The 18171-nt window shown below is 30.0% G+C and carries 19 protein-coding genes and 1 riboswitch; all 19 genes read left to right on the top strand.

Annotated features, from left to right (window positions below; genetic code table 11):
- Positions 1-136 precede the first annotated feature (136 nt).
- The 19 genes from nikB to AB8B23_RS11575 all read left to right on the top strand — a co-directional run bounded on the left by nikB (position 137) and on the right by AB8B23_RS11575 (position 18005).
- The gene (gene nikB / locus AB8B23_RS11665) at positions 137-1078 is read left to right on the top strand and encodes a nickel ABC transporter permease (protein ID WP_369712874.1); all 942 of its coding nucleotides are present in this window, start codon (positions 137-139) and stop codon (positions 1076-1078) included.
- 11 nt (positions 1079-1089) lie between these two features.
- Complete coding sequence (gene nikC, locus AB8B23_RS11660) at positions 1090-1911, top strand: nickel transporter permease (protein WP_299574511.1); 822 nt, start codon at positions 1090-1092, stop codon at positions 1909-1911.
- Positions 1912-1959: 48 nt separating this feature from the next.
- Positions 1960-3525 carry an ABC transporter substrate-binding protein gene (locus AB8B23_RS11655; RefSeq protein ID WP_369712872.1) on the top strand — a complete coding sequence of 522 codons (1566 nt, stop codon included), beginning with the start codon at positions 1960-1962 and terminating at the stop codon, positions 3523-3525.
- 9 nt (positions 3526-3534) lie between these two features.
- The gene (locus AB8B23_RS11650) at positions 3535-4320 is read left to right on the top strand and encodes an ABC transporter ATP-binding protein (protein WP_369712871.1); all 786 of its coding nucleotides are present in this window, start codon (positions 3535-3537) and stop codon (positions 4318-4320) included.
- Complete coding sequence (locus tag AB8B23_RS11645) at positions 4313-5116, top strand: ABC transporter ATP-binding protein (RefSeq protein ID WP_369712870.1); 804 nt, start codon at positions 4313-4315, stop codon at positions 5114-5116. Before AB8B23_RS11650 ends, AB8B23_RS11645 begins: the two co-directional genes overlap by 8 nt.
- An 87-nt stretch (positions 5117-5203) precedes the next feature.
- Positions 5204-5458, top strand: coding sequence for a type II toxin-antitoxin system RelB/DinJ family antitoxin (locus AB8B23_RS11640; RefSeq protein WP_012806209.1), 255 nt, complete (start codon positions 5204-5206; stop codon positions 5456-5458).
- The gene (locus AB8B23_RS11635; protein WP_021743468.1) at positions 5458-5721 is read left to right on the top strand and encodes a Txe/YoeB family addiction module toxin; all 264 of its coding nucleotides are present in this window, start codon (positions 5458-5460) and stop codon (positions 5719-5721) included. Before AB8B23_RS11640 ends, AB8B23_RS11635 begins: the two co-directional genes overlap by 1 nt.
- 224 nt (positions 5722-5945) lie before the next feature.
- A riboswitch (cobalamin riboswitch) is annotated at positions 5946-6129 on the top strand.
- Between the two features lie 193 nt (positions 6130-6322).
- The gene (locus tag AB8B23_RS11630; protein WP_012806216.1) at positions 6323-7030 is read left to right on the top strand and encodes an energy-coupling factor ABC transporter permease; all 708 of its coding nucleotides are present in this window, start codon (positions 6323-6325) and stop codon (positions 7028-7030) included.
- Positions 7030-7332, top strand: a complete 303-nt coding sequence (locus AB8B23_RS11625) for an energy-coupling factor ABC transporter substrate-binding protein (RefSeq protein WP_012806217.1) — start codon at positions 7030-7032, stop codon at positions 7330-7332. The genes AB8B23_RS11630 and AB8B23_RS11625 overlap by 1 nt, the downstream gene beginning before the upstream one ends.
- A complete protein-coding gene (locus tag AB8B23_RS11620; RefSeq protein ID WP_369712869.1) occupies positions 7319-8011 on the top strand; it encodes a CbiQ family ECF transporter T component in 693 nt (230 codons plus the stop codon). The genes AB8B23_RS11625 and AB8B23_RS11620 overlap by 14 nt, the downstream gene beginning before the upstream one ends.
- A complete protein-coding gene (locus AB8B23_RS11615) occupies positions 8004-8810 on the top strand; it encodes an energy-coupling factor ABC transporter ATP-binding protein (RefSeq protein WP_369712868.1) in 807 nt (268 codons plus the stop codon). Before AB8B23_RS11620 ends, AB8B23_RS11615 begins: the two co-directional genes overlap by 8 nt.
- Complete coding sequence (locus AB8B23_RS11610) at positions 8807-10150, top strand: cobyrinate a,c-diamide synthase (RefSeq protein ID WP_369712867.1); 1344 nt, start codon at positions 8807-8809, stop codon at positions 10148-10150. The genes AB8B23_RS11615 and AB8B23_RS11610 overlap by 4 nt, the downstream gene beginning before the upstream one ends.
- Before the next feature lie 150 nt (positions 10151-10300).
- Positions 10301-10957, top strand: a complete 657-nt coding sequence (locus AB8B23_RS11605; protein ID WP_299575095.1) for a precorrin-8X methylmutase — start codon at positions 10301-10303, stop codon at positions 10955-10957.
- A 139-nt stretch (positions 10958-11096) separates the two neighbouring features.
- Positions 11097-12203, top strand: a complete 1107-nt coding sequence (gene cbiD, locus AB8B23_RS11600) for a cobalt-precorrin-5B (C(1))-methyltransferase CbiD (protein WP_369712866.1) — start codon at positions 11097-11099, stop codon at positions 12201-12203.
- Positions 12204-12510: 307 nt separating this feature from the next.
- Positions 12511-13749, top strand: coding sequence for an ATP-binding protein (locus AB8B23_RS11595; protein ID WP_369712865.1), 1239 nt, complete (start codon positions 12511-12513; stop codon positions 13747-13749).
- Between the two features lie 195 nt (positions 13750-13944).
- Positions 13945-14616 carry a hypothetical protein gene (locus tag AB8B23_RS11590; protein ID WP_369712864.1) on the top strand — a complete coding sequence of 224 codons (672 nt, stop codon included), beginning with the start codon at positions 13945-13947 and terminating at the stop codon, positions 14614-14616.
- A gap of 92 nt (positions 14617-14708) precedes the next feature.
- Positions 14709-15437 carry a precorrin-2 C(20)-methyltransferase gene (gene cobI, locus AB8B23_RS11585; protein WP_369712863.1) on the top strand — a complete coding sequence of 243 codons (729 nt, stop codon included), beginning with the start codon at positions 14709-14711 and terminating at the stop codon, positions 15435-15437.
- Positions 15413-16261: a hypothetical protein gene (locus AB8B23_RS11580; protein WP_369712862.1), complete on the top strand. Its 849-nt coding sequence runs from the start codon at positions 15413-15415 to the stop codon at positions 16259-16261. The genes cobI and AB8B23_RS11580 overlap by 25 nt, the downstream gene beginning before the upstream one ends.
- A gap of 106 nt (positions 16262-16367) precedes the next feature.
- Positions 16368-18005 carry an AAA family ATPase gene (locus tag AB8B23_RS11575; protein ID WP_369712861.1) on the top strand — a complete coding sequence of 546 codons (1638 nt, stop codon included), beginning with the start codon at positions 16368-16370 and terminating at the stop codon, positions 18003-18005.
- Positions 18006-18171 lie beyond the last annotated feature (166 nt).

Below are 18171 nucleotides of genomic sequence, written 5' to 3'. Positions count from 1 at the left end.
GTTTATGTAAAATTTTAAAAATATAAAAAAATCTCTTTTAGTATAGGAATAATAAAATATAACTAATACTATTGAGATAAATAAAATAGTCATATTTTTTGAAGGAGGAAGTGATAAGTATCACGAGTTTAGACCAATGACGAAGAATAAAAAAATAGCAAAATATGCTACACAAATATTAATTGTACTTTTTGGAATAAGTTTTTTTACTTTCTGTCTTATGTATATTTCGCCGGGAGACCCTGCACAAGTAATGCTAACAGAATGCGGACATATTCCGACGCCTGAACTTTTGGCTCAAACAAGGGCGGAACTTGGGCTTAATCAGCCTTTCTATATTCAATACTGGAAATGGCTGTTTGGAGTACTGCAAGGAAACTTTGGAAAGTCATATTCATTAAGAATACCTGTAATTCAGAAAATTGCTCAGGCATTCATACCTACATTGTCATTATCTTTTCTGTCTCTTTTTATGATGTGTGCAATGTCGATACCGCTTGGAATACTTGCGGCAGTAAAAGAAAATAAATGGCAAGATTATTTGATAAGAATGATAACATTTATGGGAATGTCTGTACCTAGTTTCTGGCTAGGGCTAGTATTTTTGAGTATTTTTGGAGTGCAACTAGGATTGGTATCAGTTTCAGGCGGAAATGCTGATTTTGGTTCAATGATTTTACCTGCATTTACAATAGCGATAGCAATGTCAGCTAAGTATATACGTCAAATAAGACATATATTCCTTGAAGAACTTGGAAAAAGTTATGTGACAGGGGCTAGAATGAGAGGAATAAAAGAAAGAGATATTTTATGGAAACATGTACTGCCTAATGCAATGCTTCCAATAATAACATTGCTTGGACTTTCATTAGGAAGCCTTCTGGGAGGAACTGCAGTTGTAGAGATAGTTTATAACTGGCCAGGAATGGGAAGAATGGCAGTAGCTGCTATAAAATCACAGGATTATCCATTAGTTCAATCTTATGTTCTTATAATTGCATTTTTATATTTACTAGTAAATATTACAGTTGATATTTCATACAAATATTTGGATGCGAGAGTTGAGGAGGTAATTTAGATTTGAATAAATTGAAAAAATTAAAATTTATAGGAAAAGATACTCAGCTGAAAATATTTTTGGTATTGGCTATTATTGTGGTATTAATCGCAATTTTTGCACCAGTTATAGTTCCAAAGGATCCTTTTAAACAATTAGGACCAAGTTTACAGAGGCCATCAAATCGGTTTATTTTTGGAACCGATCATCTTGGAAGAGATTTATTTTCAAGAATTATATATGGCTCAAGATATTCTATATTTATGACTTTAACGTTAATGTTTGTAATATTTGCAGTAGGAACGATACTAGGAGTAATTGCAGGATATTTTGGTGGGATTGTGGATACAGTCATAATGAGAATTGGAGATATGATGATTGCGTTTCCTGGACTTATTCTTGCTATAGCAATAGCAGGACTTTTGAATCCAAGCGTTAAAAATTCGATTATTGCAATAGCTGCAGTTACTTGGACAAAATATGCAAGGCTTGCAAGAAGTATGGTACTGAAAATAAAGCAGGAACTTTATGTAGAAGCTGCAAAAATAACAGGAAGTAAGGATTATTCAATAATATTTAAATACATAATTCCAAATATGATTACAACAATGATAGTAACAGCAGTTTCGGATATGGGAACACTAATGCTGGAAATAGCTGCACTTTCATTTTTAGGATTTGGGGCACAGCCACCAACTCCAGAATGGGGAGCAATGTTAAATGAAGGAAGATCAGCACTTAGTAGAGCACCGTGGGTAATGCTGTATCCGGGATTAGCAATAGTAGTAGTTGTAGTTATATTCAATATGCTGGGAGATTCAGTAAGAGATGTAGTTGATATAAAAAATGAGTAATTTATAAAAAATATGGTAACAAAAAATAAAATATATAGGGAGAAAAAAATGTTAAAAAATCGTAAAAGTAAATTTTTAATTTTAATTTTAGCAGTATTGATGCTGCTTGTAGCATGTGGTGGAAAAGGCAGTTCTACAAAAAGTAAGACTAATCCAGATGAACTTGTAGTAGGAGTAACTTCGTTTGCAGATACGCTTGAGCCTACAGATCAGTATTTTAGCTGGGTTGTAACTCGTTATGGTGTTGGAGAGAACTTGACAATTTTTGATGAAAAGGGTAACTTGCAGCCATTGCTTGCTGAAAGCTGGAAATTAAGTAATGATAAATTAGAGTGGACTTTTAAAATAAGAGATGGAGTAACTTTCTCAAATGGACATCCATTGACAGCAGAAGCAGTAAAAAAATCAATAGAAAGAGTATTTGCTAAAAATAAAAGAGCAGAATCATTCTTTAAATATGCTTCAATAGAAGCCAATGGACAAGAATTGAAAATAAAAACAAAAGAGCCTGTAGCAATATTGCCTGAATCATTGGCAGATCCATTATTCTTAATAGTTGATACATCAGTTAATACAGATGAATTTGCTCAAAAAGGACCAATATCAACAGGACCGTTTATTGTTCAAGAATTTAAGCCTGGTGAACAGACAGTTGTTGTAAGAAATGAAAAGTATTGGAATGGAAAAGCAAAATTGGCAAAAGTAACATTTAAAGATATAAATGATCAAAATACAAGAGCATTATCGTTAAAATCAGGAGAAATTGATGTAGCGTACAACTTGAAAGTTACTAATAAGGCTGATTTTGAAGGGGATAAAAATATTGTAATAAATGAATTGAAATCACTTAGATCAACTTATGCCTTTATGAATCAAACTAAAGGACTTAAAGATAAAGTATTAAGAGAAGCAATAATAAGAGGTGCAAATAGAGAAAACTATACACAAAACTTATTACAAGGTGGAGCAACTCCAGGAAAAGCACCAGTACCTCCGACATTGGACTTCGGATTTAATGAATTAAAGGATGAAAATGCTTATAATCGTGAAAGTGCTAAAAAATTATTAGCAGATGCAGGTTATAAAGATGTGGATGGAGATGGATTTGTAGAACGTCCTGATGGATCAAAACTTGACTTGAACTTTGTAATTTATACAAGTAGAGAAGAATTAGGAATCTATGCTCAGGCATTTCAGACAGATATGAAGGAAATTGGAATCAAAGTAACATTAAAGCCTGTGAGTTATGAAACAGTTTTGAGTATGAGAGACGATTCAAACTTTGATATGTTAATTTGGAACGTACTTGCTGCAAATACTGGAGATCCTGAAAAATACTTGCATGAAAACTGGTACAGCAAAGCAGAAACAAACAAAACAGGTTATTCAAACCCTGAAGTTGATAAAATGCTTGATGAATTATCAAAAGAATTTGACAAAGCTAAGAGAAAAGATCTTGTTGTAAAAATACAGCAGCTAATAATGAACGATGCAGCGACATTATTCTTTGGATATGAAACTACATTCCTTTACAGCAACAAAGTGGTAACAGGGCTTAAAATGTATCCAATGGATTACTACTGGATAACAAAAGATGTAGCAAAAGCTAATTAAGGAGAATTTATGTTGGAGATAAAAGATTTGACAATTCAGTATGGAGATAAGGATCCAGTAGTTGAAAATTTTTCTCTTTCATTGAAAAAAGGTGAAATAATAACAATAGTTGGGGAAAGCGGTAGTGGAAAATCTACCGTTCTTTCTTCTATTTTGGGACTATTGCCAAATGGAGGGAAAATAATTTCAGGCGATATAATTTATAATGGAGAATCAATGCTCAGTAAAAGCCTTAATCAATGGAGGGAACTGCGAGGGACTGAAATAACTATGATTTCACAGGATTCAGGAGGAACTCTTAATCCAATAAGAAAAATAGGAAAACAGTTTGTCGAATACATTCAGACACATTCCAAAATGTCAGCAAAAGAAGCTGAAGAAAAAGCAGAAGATATGTTTTCCAAAGTAAACTTGCCAGATCCTGAAATCATTATGAAAAGCTATCCGCACCAACTGTCAGGTGGAATGAAACAGCGTGTAGGAATAGCAATGGCACTAACTTTCCATCCAAAAATTATTCTGGCAGATGAGCCTACAAGTGCATTAGATGTTATAACACAGGCTCAAATAGTAAAGGAAATAATGGATCTCAGAAAAAAATTTGACACTTCTATCATAATGGTAACTCACAATCTGGGAGTTGCTGCATATATTTCAGATAAAATAATTGTTATGCAGAATGGAAAAATTGTTGATGCAGGTAATAAAAACGAAGTTATAGAAAATCCAAGAAGTGAATATACTAAAAAATTGCTAGAAGCTGTGCCTGAAATTGGAGGTGAAAGGCTTGTCTAATATTAATGACGTAATTCTTGAAACAAAAAATCTTACAAAAATTTATGAAAAATCAAATGATAAAAAAGTAGTGGCTTGTAATAAAGTGAATTTAAAAATTCATAAAGGAAAAACTTTGGGAATTGTTGGAGAATCAGGATCAGGAAAAACAACACTTGTAAATATGCTTATGGACTTGGAAAAGCCAACCTCTGGAGAGATTTTATATCACGGAAGGGATATAAGCAAGTTTACAAAACAGGAAGTTTGGGAAAATCGACAAAATATTCAGATAGTCTTTCAAGATCCATGGTCAGCTTTTAATCCAAAAATGAACGTTATGCAAATTCTCACAGAGCCATTAATGAACTACGGGAGATTAAAAAGATCAGAAAGAAAGCAAAAAGCTATAGAACTTCTTAAAATGGTTGACTTGCCCGAAGAATTTGTAACAAAGTATCCACAAAATATGAGCGGTGGGCAAAGACAAAGGCTTGGAATTGCAAGAGCAATTTCGCTTGAGCCAGAGATACTTATATGCGACGAGGCAACTTCCGCACTTGATGTTTCCATTCAAAAAAACATAGTGGAACTTCTTGTAAAATTACAAAAAGAAAAAAACATAACAATGATTTTTATATGCCACGACATAGCATTAATAGAATCTTTTGCACACGAAATCGTAGTAATGTATCACGGAGACGTAGTGGAAGTAATAGAAGGCGGACAAATTTCTGAAAAAGCAAAACATCCATATACAAAGTCGCTATTGAATGCAATTTTTCCTGTACATGGGGAAATGACGGAAGTTAAGTAGTTTTATTGCTATTTATATAACAAAAGTTTTATTTCTTATAATTTTTATGCTATAATGGTTATATATTTATGTATAGGGGTGATAAAAATGAGTAAAACAACTTATGCATTTAAATTAGACGATAATTTAAAATTTGATTTGGAAAATGTATGCGAAGAATTGGGAATAACACTACCTGTTTTTTTTACAATGGCAGCCAAAAAATTGGTTAGAGAAAGAAAACTGGAAATTGACTTGTCAGAAAAAGACGATTATTTCTACAGTGAAGAAAATATCACAAGACTTCTAAAAGCAAAGGAACAAATTGAAAAAACTGGTGGAACAGTTCACGAGGTGCTGTAATGGTAAAAAGATGGTCTGATGAAGCATGGGAAGATTTTCTTTTCTGGCAGAAAAATGATAAGAAAGTTTTCAAAAAAATATTGGAACTTATAAAAGACATTGATAGAAATGGATATGCTGGTATAGGAAAACCTGAAGGCTTGAAGCATGAACTGTCTGGCTACTGGAGCAGGAGAATTAATGAAGGAAATAGAATTGTTTATAAAATAGAAAATGGTGAAATCTGGTTTTTGCAATGCGGTTCTCATTATAAGAAAAAATAAAAAGGGTGGAAAAATTTTCTACCTTTTTTTGAGTTTGGTTTAAATAAGTTTCATTGAATTATTAAATATTTTTGATAAGTATTTTTTTGATTGAGTGTACCACAGTGACATGGTAAAATTAAAAATTTATGAGGAATTTTTTTTAGAAGAGATTGGATTTTGAGCAACTTGGATTTAAATTTTGTGTTTGTAAAGGGTTGACAAATATAAAAAAGAGAGTATACTATTATTAAAGAATTATAGGTGTTTTACAAACTTAATAAGGAAATCGGTTAGAATCCGATACAGCCCCCACTACTGTGAAGCTGACGAAAGTACACAAAACCACTGAGATATCTTGGATATTTTGGGAAGGGTACGAGTAGGATGAAGTTAGTCAGGAGACTTGCCTAATAATTTTTTATATAAAATTTTCTGGGAAGGGAAGATTTAATATACATCAATGTAAAAATAAATCAATGGTGATTTGTTCCATAAATATACTATGCGATGATGATATAGTTATTGTTGTGGAAGTTTTGACGTGTATTGGCTTCAGCTTTGGCTGATTTTTTTTTGGAACTTGCCGAAGGTTAAAATTAAATTTGGAGAAGGAGAGAAAATGAAAAAGAGAACATTATTGTTTTTGGTTTTAACCAGTATGCTGTTAATAGGTGTAAATGGTTACTCAATGCACATTATGGAAGGTTTTTTACCTTTAAATTGGGTTATAGTATGGTTTGCAGTGTGTATTCCGTTTTGGATAATAGGAATAAAGAAGCTTCAATCTGTTTCTAAAGGGAGCGTGCGGGAAAAAATGACGCTTGCATTGGCTGGTGCATTTATATTTGTATTGTCTGCACTAAAAATTCCGTCAGTTACAGGAAGTTCATCACATCCTACAGGAGTAGGGCTATCTGCTATATTATACGGACCTTTTGTAACTTCCATTCTTGGAACAATCGTATTAATATTTCAAGCAGGATTGCTTGCACACGGAGGATTTACAACTTTGGGAGCAAACGCTGTTTCAATGGCAATCGCAGGACCAATTGTATCATATTTAGTGTATAAAGGATTTGAGAAAAAGAATAAGGCGTTAGCGGTATTTTTGGCAGCTGCGTTAGGAGATCTTGCGACTTATGTGGTAACATCAATTCAGCTTGCACTTGCATATCCATCTCCACAAGGTGGAGTAGTTGCTTCATTTATCAAATTTGGAGCGGTATTTGCAGTAACTCAGGTCCCACTTGCAGTTATTGAAGGGTTGCTTACAAACGTGGTGATGAATATACTTGAAAAATATAACGTAAAAGAGGTGGAAGCTTAATGTCGGAAAATAAAAACAAAAGTGTATTTAAAAAGAATATTATTTTAATAATTGCAATAATTTTAATAGGTGTTATTCCTTTATTTCTCGTAAAATCTGAATTTGGCGGATCTGATGACAAGGGAGAAGAAGTAATAAAAACTATAAAACCTGATTATGAGCCATGGGCTAAAAATTTAATAGAATTACCAGGAGATGAAACTGAAAGTCTGCTGTTTGCATTACAGGCGGCATTAGGTGCAGGAATTGTAGGGTATGTATTAGGCTATTTCAAAGGTGAAAGAAAAAATGCTAATAGATAAGGTATCTTACACAAATCCCATAAAAAATATAAATCCCGGAGTAAAGTTTATATTGTCAATGACGACATTAGTATTTTTGCTTTATACAGAAAGTAAAACAGTATTTATTTTTAATTTTATACTGTTTAACTTACTTCTCTTATTTGTTGTAAAAGTAAAAATAAGCGACTTATTAAAGCTGAACTTTATTCCGGCTTTATTTATTTTAACGACTGTAATTTCCTTGCTGTTTATAAAAGCGGATATATGGACATTTTTGCTACGTTCATTTTCCTCAATAGCTGTAGTTTATTTCCTTATTTGTTCTACTCCAATTATAGATTTGGACTATATATTTGCAAAGCTGAAATTTCCTAAAATATTTAGGGAAATGTTTTTACTGATTTACAGATATATATTTTTATTATTTGACAATAAGGAAAAATTACATAATGCACAGGAAGTAAGGCTAGGATATAGCAGTTTTAAAAATGGGATGAAATCATTTCCGATGTTAGTAGTTGCTATACTAAAAAAAACATACTACTATAATCTGAATTCTATAAAGGCTGTGGAATCAAGAATGGGAAAGGAGTTTATTTTTTCTCATAGAAAATATAAAAAAATTGGGTTTGAAATAATATTCGTAATAATAATAGTTATAATAAATTTATATTTGGTGGTAAAATACAATGCTTAGACTTGAAAATATAACTTTTTCATACGACGAAGAAACAGAGGCTCTAAAAGATGTGACTTTGAATATTGAAAAAGGGAAAAAAACATTATTTCTTGGGGAAAATGGCTCAGGAAAATCAACATTATTTTTAATAATGAATGGACTTTTGAAAGCACAAAAGGGAAATATTTATTTTGAAGAGAAAAAAATAGAACATAAAAAGAAAAATCTCGAAGAATTGAGAAAAAAAGTCGGAATAATTTTTCAGGATCCTGAAATACAGATTTTTGCACCTTTAGTATTTCAGGAAGTAGCTTACGGACCTGAAAATCTTGGATATTCTAAAGAGGAAGTAGAAAAAAATGTAAACAGGGCAATGAAAGAAATCAATATAACAGATTTAAAAGATAGACCTTGTCATCATCTGAGCTATGGACAGAAAAAAAGAGTCTCAATAGCTGCAATTACGGCAATGGAGCCAGAACTTCTTATTCTAGATGAGCCAACTGCATGGCTTGATTCTAAAAATACAAAAAGAGTATCAGAAATTCTAGATAATTTTTCCAAAGCAGGAAAAACAATGGTGGTATCAACGCACGATACAGATTTTGCCTATGAATTTGCTGATTATATTTATGTACTTGAAAAGGGGAAAATTGTACGGCAAGGGAGCAGAGATGAGGTTTTTGAGGATTTTGAATTTTTGAAGAAATTAAATTTGAATATTCCAAATGTACTGAAAATAAAAAGTTATCTCAAGTATAAAAATCTTGATGAAAATGATTATTATAAATTTTTGGAGGAAAAAAACTTGCTATGAAAAAAATACTTATATCGGGAGCAATGAGCGGTGGCGGAAAGACTACAGTAAGCAGCATATTGATGTCAGCTTTTGAAAATGTGGCACCTTTTAAGGTCGGACCAGACTACATTGACCCTGGCTATCATGAATTGTTTACGGGGAATAAATCTCGTAATTTAGATGCTTTTATGTTTAATGAAAGTACGTTAAGATATATATTTGAAACTGGAGCAAAAGGTAGCAATATCGCTATAGTTGAGGGAGTTATGGGACTTTATGATGGAATTGGGCATGAAAAGGATAATTTTAGCACAGCTCACGTATCAAGAATCCTTGATATTCCAGTAATTCTAGTAGTTAATGCAAAAGGAATTTCCACAAGTATAGCTGCTGAAATTTTGGGCTTCAAATTATTTGATAAAAATGTTAAAATAAAGGGCGTTATTTTAAATAATGTTTCATCTGAGAAACTATATTTGAACTTAAAGGAAGCAGTAGAAAGATTTACAGGAATAGAATGCGTAGGATATTTGCCAAAAAATGAGAAATTATCGGTAGAAAGCCGACATTTGGGACTAAAACAGGCTTTTGAATTGAAAGGTTCAAAAGAACTTGAGGAAAAGAAACAGCTGTTTAAGGAAATTGCACAAAATTGCTTAAATTTAGAAAGAATTTACGAAATAGCAGAAGAATTTGAAGCAAAAAGCAGTATAGATAGTTTTGAGCCAATAAAGGACTTAAAGAATAAATATAAAGGAAAACGTGTTGGAGTTGCTAAAGATGGTGCATTTTCATTTTACTATGAGTCAAATCTGGAACTGATGAGATTTTCAGGATTAGAAATAGTAGAATTTAGCCCTGTAAAAGATGAAAAAATACCAGAAAATCTTGATATGATTTATCTTGGCGGAGGTTATCCTGAACTTTACTGGAAAGAATTGTCTGAAAATGTATCTATGAAAGAAAGTATAAAGCAGGCTCATGAAAATGGAGTAAAAATCTACGGAGAATGTGGCGGATTTATCTACTTAACAAATAAACTGAATTTGCTAGATGGAAATAGTGGAGATTTCTGTGGACTGATAGATGTGGAAATTTCTATGAAAAATAGGCTGAATATCGGAAGATTTGGCTATATAAATATAAAAGCCGAAAATGGAATTTGTACAAAAGGACACGAATTTCATTATTCAGAAATTTCTGTAGATAATGAAAAAGAAAAATTTTATAAAATAGAGAAAAATGATGGAAGAAATTGGGTTTGTGGATATCGGAAGAATAGTCTTCTAGCAGGATACCCGCATATCTCATTTTATTCAAATATAGAGTTTTTTAAATACTTGATAGAAAAACTGTAACTTTTTCAAGTAAGAGTACGTTGTTCATTGCTTTTGCGTGAAAACAAATTAGAAATATAGATGAAAAAATATTATTAAATAAGCAAAAGTAAAAAATAAAGTTATTAAACATATTTAAATAAATAAAAATAAAGAAAAGGAGAATAAATTATGTCGTATATTAAAGATCCAAAATCGATTGAGGTAAGGAGTTTTGAGATGATTACAGAAGGGCTGGCTGGGAAAGCAGACCATTTTAGTGAAGAAGAGCAATTAATCGTAAAAAGATTGATTCATACAACTGGAGATTTTGATTATGTGAACATTGTTGAATTTCATAATAATCCAATTGAATCAGCAAAAGAAGCATTAGAAGCTGGAAATTGCAAAATTTATTGTGATACAAACATGATTGTTAATGGATTGAATAAAAATGGTCTGAAAAAATTTGGAGCAGAGGCATATTGTCTAGTGGCAGATCCAGATGTAGCCAGAGAAGCGAAGGAAAGAGGAATTACACGTTCGATGGTTGGATTAGAAAGAGCATTGAAAGATCCACAAACAAAAATTTTTGTAATCGGAAATGCTCCAACAGCATTGTTTACATTACTTGAAAAAATGGAAAAAGAAGGGGAAAATGTACCGAAATTGATAGTTGGAGTTCCAGTTGGATTTGTGGGATGTCCCGAATCTAAGGCAGAACTTTCAAAATATAATGTTCCGTTTATACGAACAAATGGAACAAAAGGTGGAAGTACAGTTGCAGTTGGTGTAATGCACGGAATCCTTTATCAAATGTATGAAAGAGATAAATATTTTAATAATTAATAAATGAATTTTTAAATATCTGAAAATCCAAAATTTATTTTATTTTTAGTATTTTGATTTTATTTAATCAAAAATGCTGGAAATTTATTGGTTTTGAGCATTTTCAGATATATTTTAGTATAATTGTGGAGAAATAAAAATGGAAAATTATGTATATTTTAACGGTAGAAAACTGCGATATGGCTATACCACAGGAAGTTCGGCAACAGCAGCGACTAAGGCGGCACTGTTACTTTTACTAGGAAAAGCTGAAAAAGTCGAAGAAGTTGAAATAGATGTTCCAGCGGGTAAAAAGATAAAAATTAAGATTAAGTCTTTTGAAAAGACAGAGGATTACGCAACAGCAACTGTCATAAAAGATGGGGGAGATGACCCTGATGCGACACACGGTCTAGAAATCATATCAAAAGTAAGTTTTAGAGAAGATGATAAAATCAATATTTTTGGAGGAAAAGGAGTCGGAAAAGTCACAAAAATTGGACTTCCTGTCGAAGTTGGAAAATCAGCAATAAATCCAACACCAATGAAAATGCTGACTGGTATTGTGAAAGAACTTCTTCCACCTGAAAAAGGAGTAGATGTTGAAATTAGCGTGCCTCTGGGTGAAGAAGCTGCCAAAAAAACAATGAACGGGAAATTAGGTATTATTGGCGGAATTTCTATTCTTGGAACAATGGGAATTGTACGTCCGATGTCTGAAGAGTCATGGAAAGCTTCCCTTGCAATAGAGCTGAAGCAAAATTTAACATATTTTAATACAAAAACAGCGATATTTCTTTTTGGAAATCGAGGAAAAATGTTTTTGAAAAAGGAATTTCCAGAAAAATCTGAAGAAGGTGTTGTAATCAGTAATTTTGTGGGATATATGTTTGATAAGGCGTGTGAATTTGAAGTTAAGAAAATTTATTTCATCGGAGAATTGGGAAAATTTGTAAAAGTGGCAGGAGGAATTTTTCATACGCATAGTCGAGTTTCTGATGCAAAAATGGAAATTTTGGCTGCAAACGCATTGTTAGTGGGTGAAAAGCTAGAAAATGTATATAAAATTCTGGAATCGAATACAACTGAAGAGGCTTCTGGATACATTGAAAAAAAAGAAGTTTTTAACTTGCTAGCTGAAAAAGCAAAACAAAAATGTGAGGAACATTGTAGAAAAAATGGATGGAATCTAGAAGTGGAAACATTGATTTTATCAGCTGAAAAAGAAGTTATAGGGCATAGTAAGCACTTTTTTGATAATTTTTAAAAAATAGCTTTAAGGATAGAGAAGTTGTTATGGTTATTGCCAATAGGGCAAAAAAGCGGGCTATATACTGTGATGTATATAGTTTATAAAAAAGTTTAATTAAATTTACGGAGAAGTAAAAGTTAGTAAAACCTCATTGATAATTTTTAAATTACAGGATTATATTCCTAAAAAAAGTCAAAATTCTAAAATTTGCGGAATGTATTCCTTAAATTTTAACAATTTATAAAAAAAAGAGATTATATTCCATAAAAATTGATTTTTGAATAAAAAAGAGGTATAATTTAAAAGGAAATGAGGTGTTAAAATGATAAGAATAGATCGAAAAGAATATTTAGATTTTTTAGTAAAATCAAAAGACAGACAGATAATAAAGGTCGTATCTGGTGTAAGAAGATGTGGAAAATCCACTCTCTTTGAGATATATAAAGATTTTCTGTTTGAAAATGGAGTTGCAAAAAATCAGATTATATCTATAAATTTTGAAGATATTGATTATGAAGAACTTACAGATTATAAAAAACTTTACGAATATATAAAATCTAAAATGATTAGAGATAAAAAAAATTACATATTTTTAGATGAAATTCAGCATGTGGATAAATTTGAAAAAGTTGTAGACAGCCTTTTTATAAAAGAAAATACAGATTTATATATAACAGGTTCTAATGCCTATTTTATGTCGAGCGAACTGGCAACCCTTTTAAGTGGACGTTATATAGAACTGAAAATGCTACCTTTATCCTTTAAGGAGTATTATCAGGCTAAATTAGAGTATGAAAAACTGGAGCAAAAGGAAAATAGGACGTTAAAAACACTTATACAATATTATAATGAATATATAGTGAACAGTTCGTTTCCTTATACTTTACAGTTAGATAGTGATTTGAAAAATATACATGAATATTTAAGAGGGATATATAATTCTGTGCTTTTAAAAGATATAGTTGCAAGATTGAAAATTTCAGATGTGATGAGACTTGAAAGTGTTGTGAAGTATATATTTGATAATATCGGTAATTTAACTTCGCTTTCAAAAATAGCGAATACCCTAACTTCAATGGGAAGAAAAACAGATGCAAAAACCATTGAAAAGTATATTAGAGGGCTTACTGACAGTTTACTTGTGCATGGAGTTAGCAGATATAATATAAAAGGGAAAGAATTTCTATCTACATTATCAAAATATTATGTTGCAGATTTAGGGCTTAGACAGATGATTTTAGGTAATAGAAATATAGATATGGGACATATACTGGAAAATATAATTTATCTTGAACTAATTAGAAGAAAAGGCAATGTATATGTTGGGCAGTTTGATAAAAATGAAATTGATTTTGTTGTTATTAATTCAAATGAAATTGAATATTATCAGGTCGCTTTGACTGTCTTAGATGAAAATACTTTAAAAAGGGAATTGGATGCCTTTAAAAATATTAAGGATAACTATCCGAAGTATCTTATAACTTTAGATGATGTAATGGTGAATACTGACTATGACGGAATAAAGGTTGTAAATGCTCTGGAGTGGTTGTTGTGGAATTAGGTAAAACCGTAAAATTAAAGAAAATTTTCTTTGTTTACGATAACTTTAGTCTTAACATTATGTTTTAAAAATCAATCAATAGAAAAAATAGAAGTTTCTAATATTGAAAAACAAATTGATTGTTAAGTATAGAAAAATTTTCAAAAAGTAAACTTAATATATTTTTTGTGAATTTTAATTGAGAGGATGAATTTATTGGAATTAGAAATTATGGAATTAAAAAGTAGTGAAAATTATAATGCTAAGTTAAAAGAAATTGAATTTTATAAAAATTCAAAAATACATCAATATATGTTACCTTATGTTGGCTTTAAATATGAAGAGTATAGAGTATTATTAGTTGCTGAAAGTCATTACCTTAAAAATGAAGAAGATAGAAAAAAAGTAGATAATTTTGAAAAATGGTATGGCGATAAAGGAAATATTTCTTTATCTTGTCCTAAATATATATACACAAGAAGAGTAGTAGATGAATGTTTTTCTAGAGGAAATGTTTTTTTTCAAAGAATAAAAAAAGAACTTGAAAAAGCAAATATTGATATAAAACATTTTTGGGAAAGAGTTTCATTCATGAATTTTTTTGTAGTTCCTTCAACAAATGGAAGTAGAGGAATAATAGCTACAAAGGAAATGGAAGAAAAGTCTTTAAATAATTTTGAAGAAGTAATTAAAGTGTTGAAACCGAATTATATATTATTTCTTAGTAAAAAAAGTTATTATATTTTTGAAAAACAGAATTCAGAATCCTTAAAAAAAACTTACACTTTTTGTCACCCTGTTTCAAGATGGTGGTATAGAAAAAGAAAAGATGGGGGAAAATCAAGTAATGAATTCAGAGAAAAAATAGAAATTATTTTCAAAATTTAATAATGTAAAAAAGGAAGAGATAATATAAAATTATTGGAAAAAAGTTTTTGAAACTAAAAAATTTGGAATGAATAAAAATTAGAGGAGAAAAAATGGCTAGTAAATTAGGTAAATTCTATGGAATAGGAGTAGGAGTAGGAGATCCTGAAAATATAACAGTTAAAGCAGCAAAAAGACTGCATGAAGTAGATGTGATAGTACTGCCTGAGGCAAAAAGCGGAGAAGGAAGTACAGCCTTTAATATTGTAAAAGAATATGTAAAACCAGAAGTAGAGCAGCTATTTTTGGAGTTTCCTATGATAAGGGATGTGGAAGCGAGAAAAGTTTTTAGAAAAAATAATGCGGATGTAATAAGTGCTGAATTGGAAAAAGGTAAAAATGTAGCGTTTTTAACAATAGGTGATCCGATGACTTATAGTACTTATACTTATGTATTGGAACATATTTCAGATGATGTGGAAGTTGAAACTATCGCTGGAATAACTTCGTTTAATAGTATTGCGGCAAGACTTAATATACCGCTTATGGTTGGAGATGAAGATTTAAAAATAGTGTCTGTCAGCAGAGAGACTGATGTTCATAAAGAAATTGAAAATAGCGAAAATCTAGTGTTAATGAAAATAAGCCGAGATTTTGAGAGAATAAAAAAAGCGATTATTGAAACAGGAAATAAAGAAAATATAGTTATTGTTTCAAACTGCGGAAAAGAAAATGAAGAAATTATTACAAATATTGAAAATGTTGAAAGTGTACATTATTTTTCTACATTAATTCTTAAAAAACAGGGAATAGAAGAATGGAAAAGATTTCTAAAAGCGTAAAAAAGTTAAAACCTAAAATAGCAATATTTATAGTTTTACAAATTTTATTATTTATGTATTATTTTTGGATTGGAAAATATGATTGGGATTATGGCTTTGATTTGCCATTTCGGTTATTATTTGGTGGAATATTTTCAGCAATAACAGGAATAATTTTTGGATGGATATTTTATTCAATGGGGAAAAGTAAAAATTATGAAAATGATAAAATTTTGAAATTGCCAATATTTTTTATAATTTTATCAGTAGTATTATTGTTTAGAATAGATATTATTGGAGTTATAAAATTATGTTTTTACAACGGATTATTCATTTTAGGAATATTTAGAAGTAAAATAAAGATTAGAAGTTATCTGTCTAAAGTTTCTAAAATTATATTGTGGTTTGTTACAATGTATTTTTTGATTCCTGGTTTTGCAATTTGCTTTGGAATTTTTGTCGAAATAGTAAAAAATATGTTTGGAATTTATGGAGATATGAGCCAATTTAGTATTTTAATTCCATTTTTTATTATTAATGTTTGTTTTGGATTTTTTATAAAAAAATATTTTGATAAAGAAGAAATTGAAATTGTAAGAATACTGACAATAGCAGGCTGTCTAGTAATTATGGGAATATTTATTTTTATGGGCTTTAATTGGTATAAAGAAGACTATCACGCAATAATTTATACTTTTCCGTATAAAGTATTGATGTATTTAGAAGAAGCTCAGATTAGTATTGAAAAAGTTGGGATTATAAAGACGTTAGAGTCGAGGTACTTTGTTTATGCTATGATTGTTAATATGGGATTTTATTTGGGGACTTTTAAAAAAACAAAATAATAATATTATTTATGGCAGAGAAGATTTAGGATTGAATATAAAATTGTATAAAGTAATAAAAAATGTTATTATTTAATTAAGAAAATTCTCTGAAAGGAGACTCGTTATGAAGAGATTGCCAATAGGAATAAGTGATTTTAAGTATTTAATAGAGGAAGACTATTATTATTTTGACAAGACAAATTTCATTGATGAGATTATTAAAGATGGCTCTCAAGTAAAACTTTTTACTAGACCAAGAAGATTTGGGAAAACATTGAATATGTCGATGTTAAAATATTTTTTTGATATTAAGGAAGCAAAAGAAAATAAAAAACTTTTTAACGGACTGTATATAGAAAAGACAGAAAGTTTTAAAAGGCAGGGGCAATATCCTGTTATATTTTTATCCTTAAAGGATTTAAAAGCTGAAACTTGGGAAGAAATGCAAATTGGAATAAAAGAGTTGTTACAAAATATATTTATAGAATACAAAAATTTAGCCAAAGAATTAGATGAATTTGATCTATTAAATTTCAAAAAAATTATTAACAAGGAAATAGAAGTTGAAGGATTAAAATCTTCATTAAAATTTTTAGCAAGAATACTATATGAAAAATATAATAAAAAAGTTGTGGTATTAATAGACGAATACGATGCTCCTCTAGTATCGGCATATATGAACAGATATTATGAAAAGGCTAAAAACTTTTTTAAAACTTTTTACAGCACAGTGATGAAAGACAATGTCTATTTACAAATAGGAGTAATGACAGGGATTATTAGAGTTATTAAAGCTGGTATTTTTTCAGATTTAAATAATATAAGCACTTATACTATATTAAATGATTTTTATTCTGATTGTTATGGATTAACAGAAGAAGAAGTAGAACAGGCATTAAAAGATTATAATTTAGAATATGAAATACAAGATGTTAAAGATTGGTATAATGGCTATAAATTTGGGAAAAGCGAAGTTTATAATCCTTGGAGCATATTAAATTTTTTACAATCTAAAGAATTAAGAGCCTACTGGGTAGATACTTCAGGAAACGATTTAATAAATGATGTACTGAAAACAACAAATAAATATACTATTAGAGCTTTAGAAAAATTATTTAATGGAGAAGGTTTAAAGCAAAATATATCTTCTACATCAGATTTATCAAGGTTATTAGGCGAGGATGAATTATGGGAATTACTTCTATTTAGCGGTTATTTAACAGTTAAAGAAAAAATTGGAGATATTCACGAAAGTATTTATACATTAAGATTACCGAATAAAGAAGTGAAGGATCTTTTTAGAAAAACGTTTTTAGAAAGATATTTTGGAAGAGGAAGTAAACTAATAGATTTAATGGAGGCTTTGACTGAAAATAGAATAGAAGATTTTGAAGAAAAATTTCAAGAAATTTTGTTGACTTCAGCAAGTTACCATGATACAAAAAATGAAGATTTTTATCACGGATTAATTTTAGGAATGAGCCTTTATTTAGAAAAACAATATTATATAAATTCAAATAAAGAAAGTGGCTTAGGAAGATACGATTTAGTAATGGAACCAAAGAATAAAAATGATAAAGCCTATATTTTAGAATTTAAAGTTGCCAAAAGTGAAGAAAGTTTAAATAAAGAAAGCCAAGAAGCAGTAGAACAAATAATTTCTAAAAAATATGATGTAAATTTGAAAGAAAAAGGAATAAAGGATATTATTTTTGTAGGTGTAGCTTTTTATGGAAAATTAGTGAAGGTTGCTAGAAATTGAAAATTATTATAGAAGATGAGTAGGAAAATAGTGAGAAAGCAGAGCATTGTGAGATTTTGAGTATATCTGATGATAAAGGAAGGGCATTTTATGAAAGAAAATAGTATTCAGTTCAAATATACACTAACTTTCTAATCAAATTTTTGCTTCAAAATACACATTATTC

The organism is Leptotrichia sp. HSP-342, from assembly GCF_041199995.1.
Taxonomy (GTDB): domain Bacteria; phylum Fusobacteriota; class Fusobacteriia; order Fusobacteriales; family Leptotrichiaceae; genus Leptotrichia; species Leptotrichia mesophila.
The sequence above is the reverse complement of the archived record's forward strand: the minus strand, read 5'-3'. Positions and strand labels throughout refer to the sequence as shown.

Coding starts and splice junctions, on each gene's coding strand:
- AB8B23_RS11655 (WP_369712872.1), top strand. CDS start 1,960: ATGTTAAAAAATCGTAAAAGTAAATTTTTAATTTTAATTTTAGCAGTA.
- AB8B23_RS11640 (WP_012806209.1), top strand. CDS start 5,204: ATGAGTAAAACAACTTATGCATTTAAATTAGACGATAATTTAAAATTT.
- AB8B23_RS11620 (WP_369712869.1), top strand. CDS start 7,319: ATGCTAATAGATAAGGTATCTTACACAAATCCCATAAAAAATATAAAT.
- AB8B23_RS11610 (WP_369712867.1), top strand. CDS start 8,807: ATGAAAAAAATACTTATATCGGGAGCAATGAGCGGTGGCGGAAAGACT.
- AB8B23_RS11615 (WP_369712868.1), top strand. CDS start 8,004: ATGCTTAGACTTGAAAATATAACTTTTTCATACGACGAAGAAACAGAG.
- AB8B23_RS11605 (WP_299575095.1), top strand. CDS start 10,301: ATGTCGTATATTAAAGATCCAAAATCGATTGAGGTAAGGAGTTTTGAG.
- cobI (WP_369712863.1), top strand. CDS start 14,709: ATGGCTAGTAAATTAGGTAAATTCTATGGAATAGGAGTAGGAGTAGGA.
- AB8B23_RS11650 (WP_369712871.1), top strand. CDS start 3,535: ATGTTGGAGATAAAAGATTTGACAATTCAGTATGGAGATAAGGATCCA.
- AB8B23_RS11625 (WP_012806217.1), top strand. CDS start 7,030: ATGTCGGAAAATAAAAACAAAAGTGTATTTAAAAAGAATATTATTTTA.
- AB8B23_RS11580 (WP_369712862.1), top strand. CDS start 15,413: ATGGAAAAGATTTCTAAAAGCGTAAAAAAGTTAAAACCTAAAATAGCA.
- nikB (WP_369712874.1), top strand. CDS start 137: ATGACGAAGAATAAAAAAATAGCAAAATATGCTACACAAATATTAATT.
- AB8B23_RS11635 (WP_021743468.1), top strand. CDS start 5,458: ATGGTAAAAAGATGGTCTGATGAAGCATGGGAAGATTTTCTTTTCTGG.
- AB8B23_RS11575 (WP_369712861.1), top strand. CDS start 16,368: ATGAAGAGATTGCCAATAGGAATAAGTGATTTTAAGTATTTAATAGAG.
- AB8B23_RS11630 (WP_012806216.1), top strand. CDS start 6,323: ATGAAAAAGAGAACATTATTGTTTTTGGTTTTAACCAGTATGCTGTTA.
- cbiD (WP_369712866.1), top strand. CDS start 11,097: ATGGAAAATTATGTATATTTTAACGGTAGAAAACTGCGATATGGCTAT.
- AB8B23_RS11595 (WP_369712865.1), top strand. CDS start 12,511: ATGATAAGAATAGATCGAAAAGAATATTTAGATTTTTTAGTAAAATCA.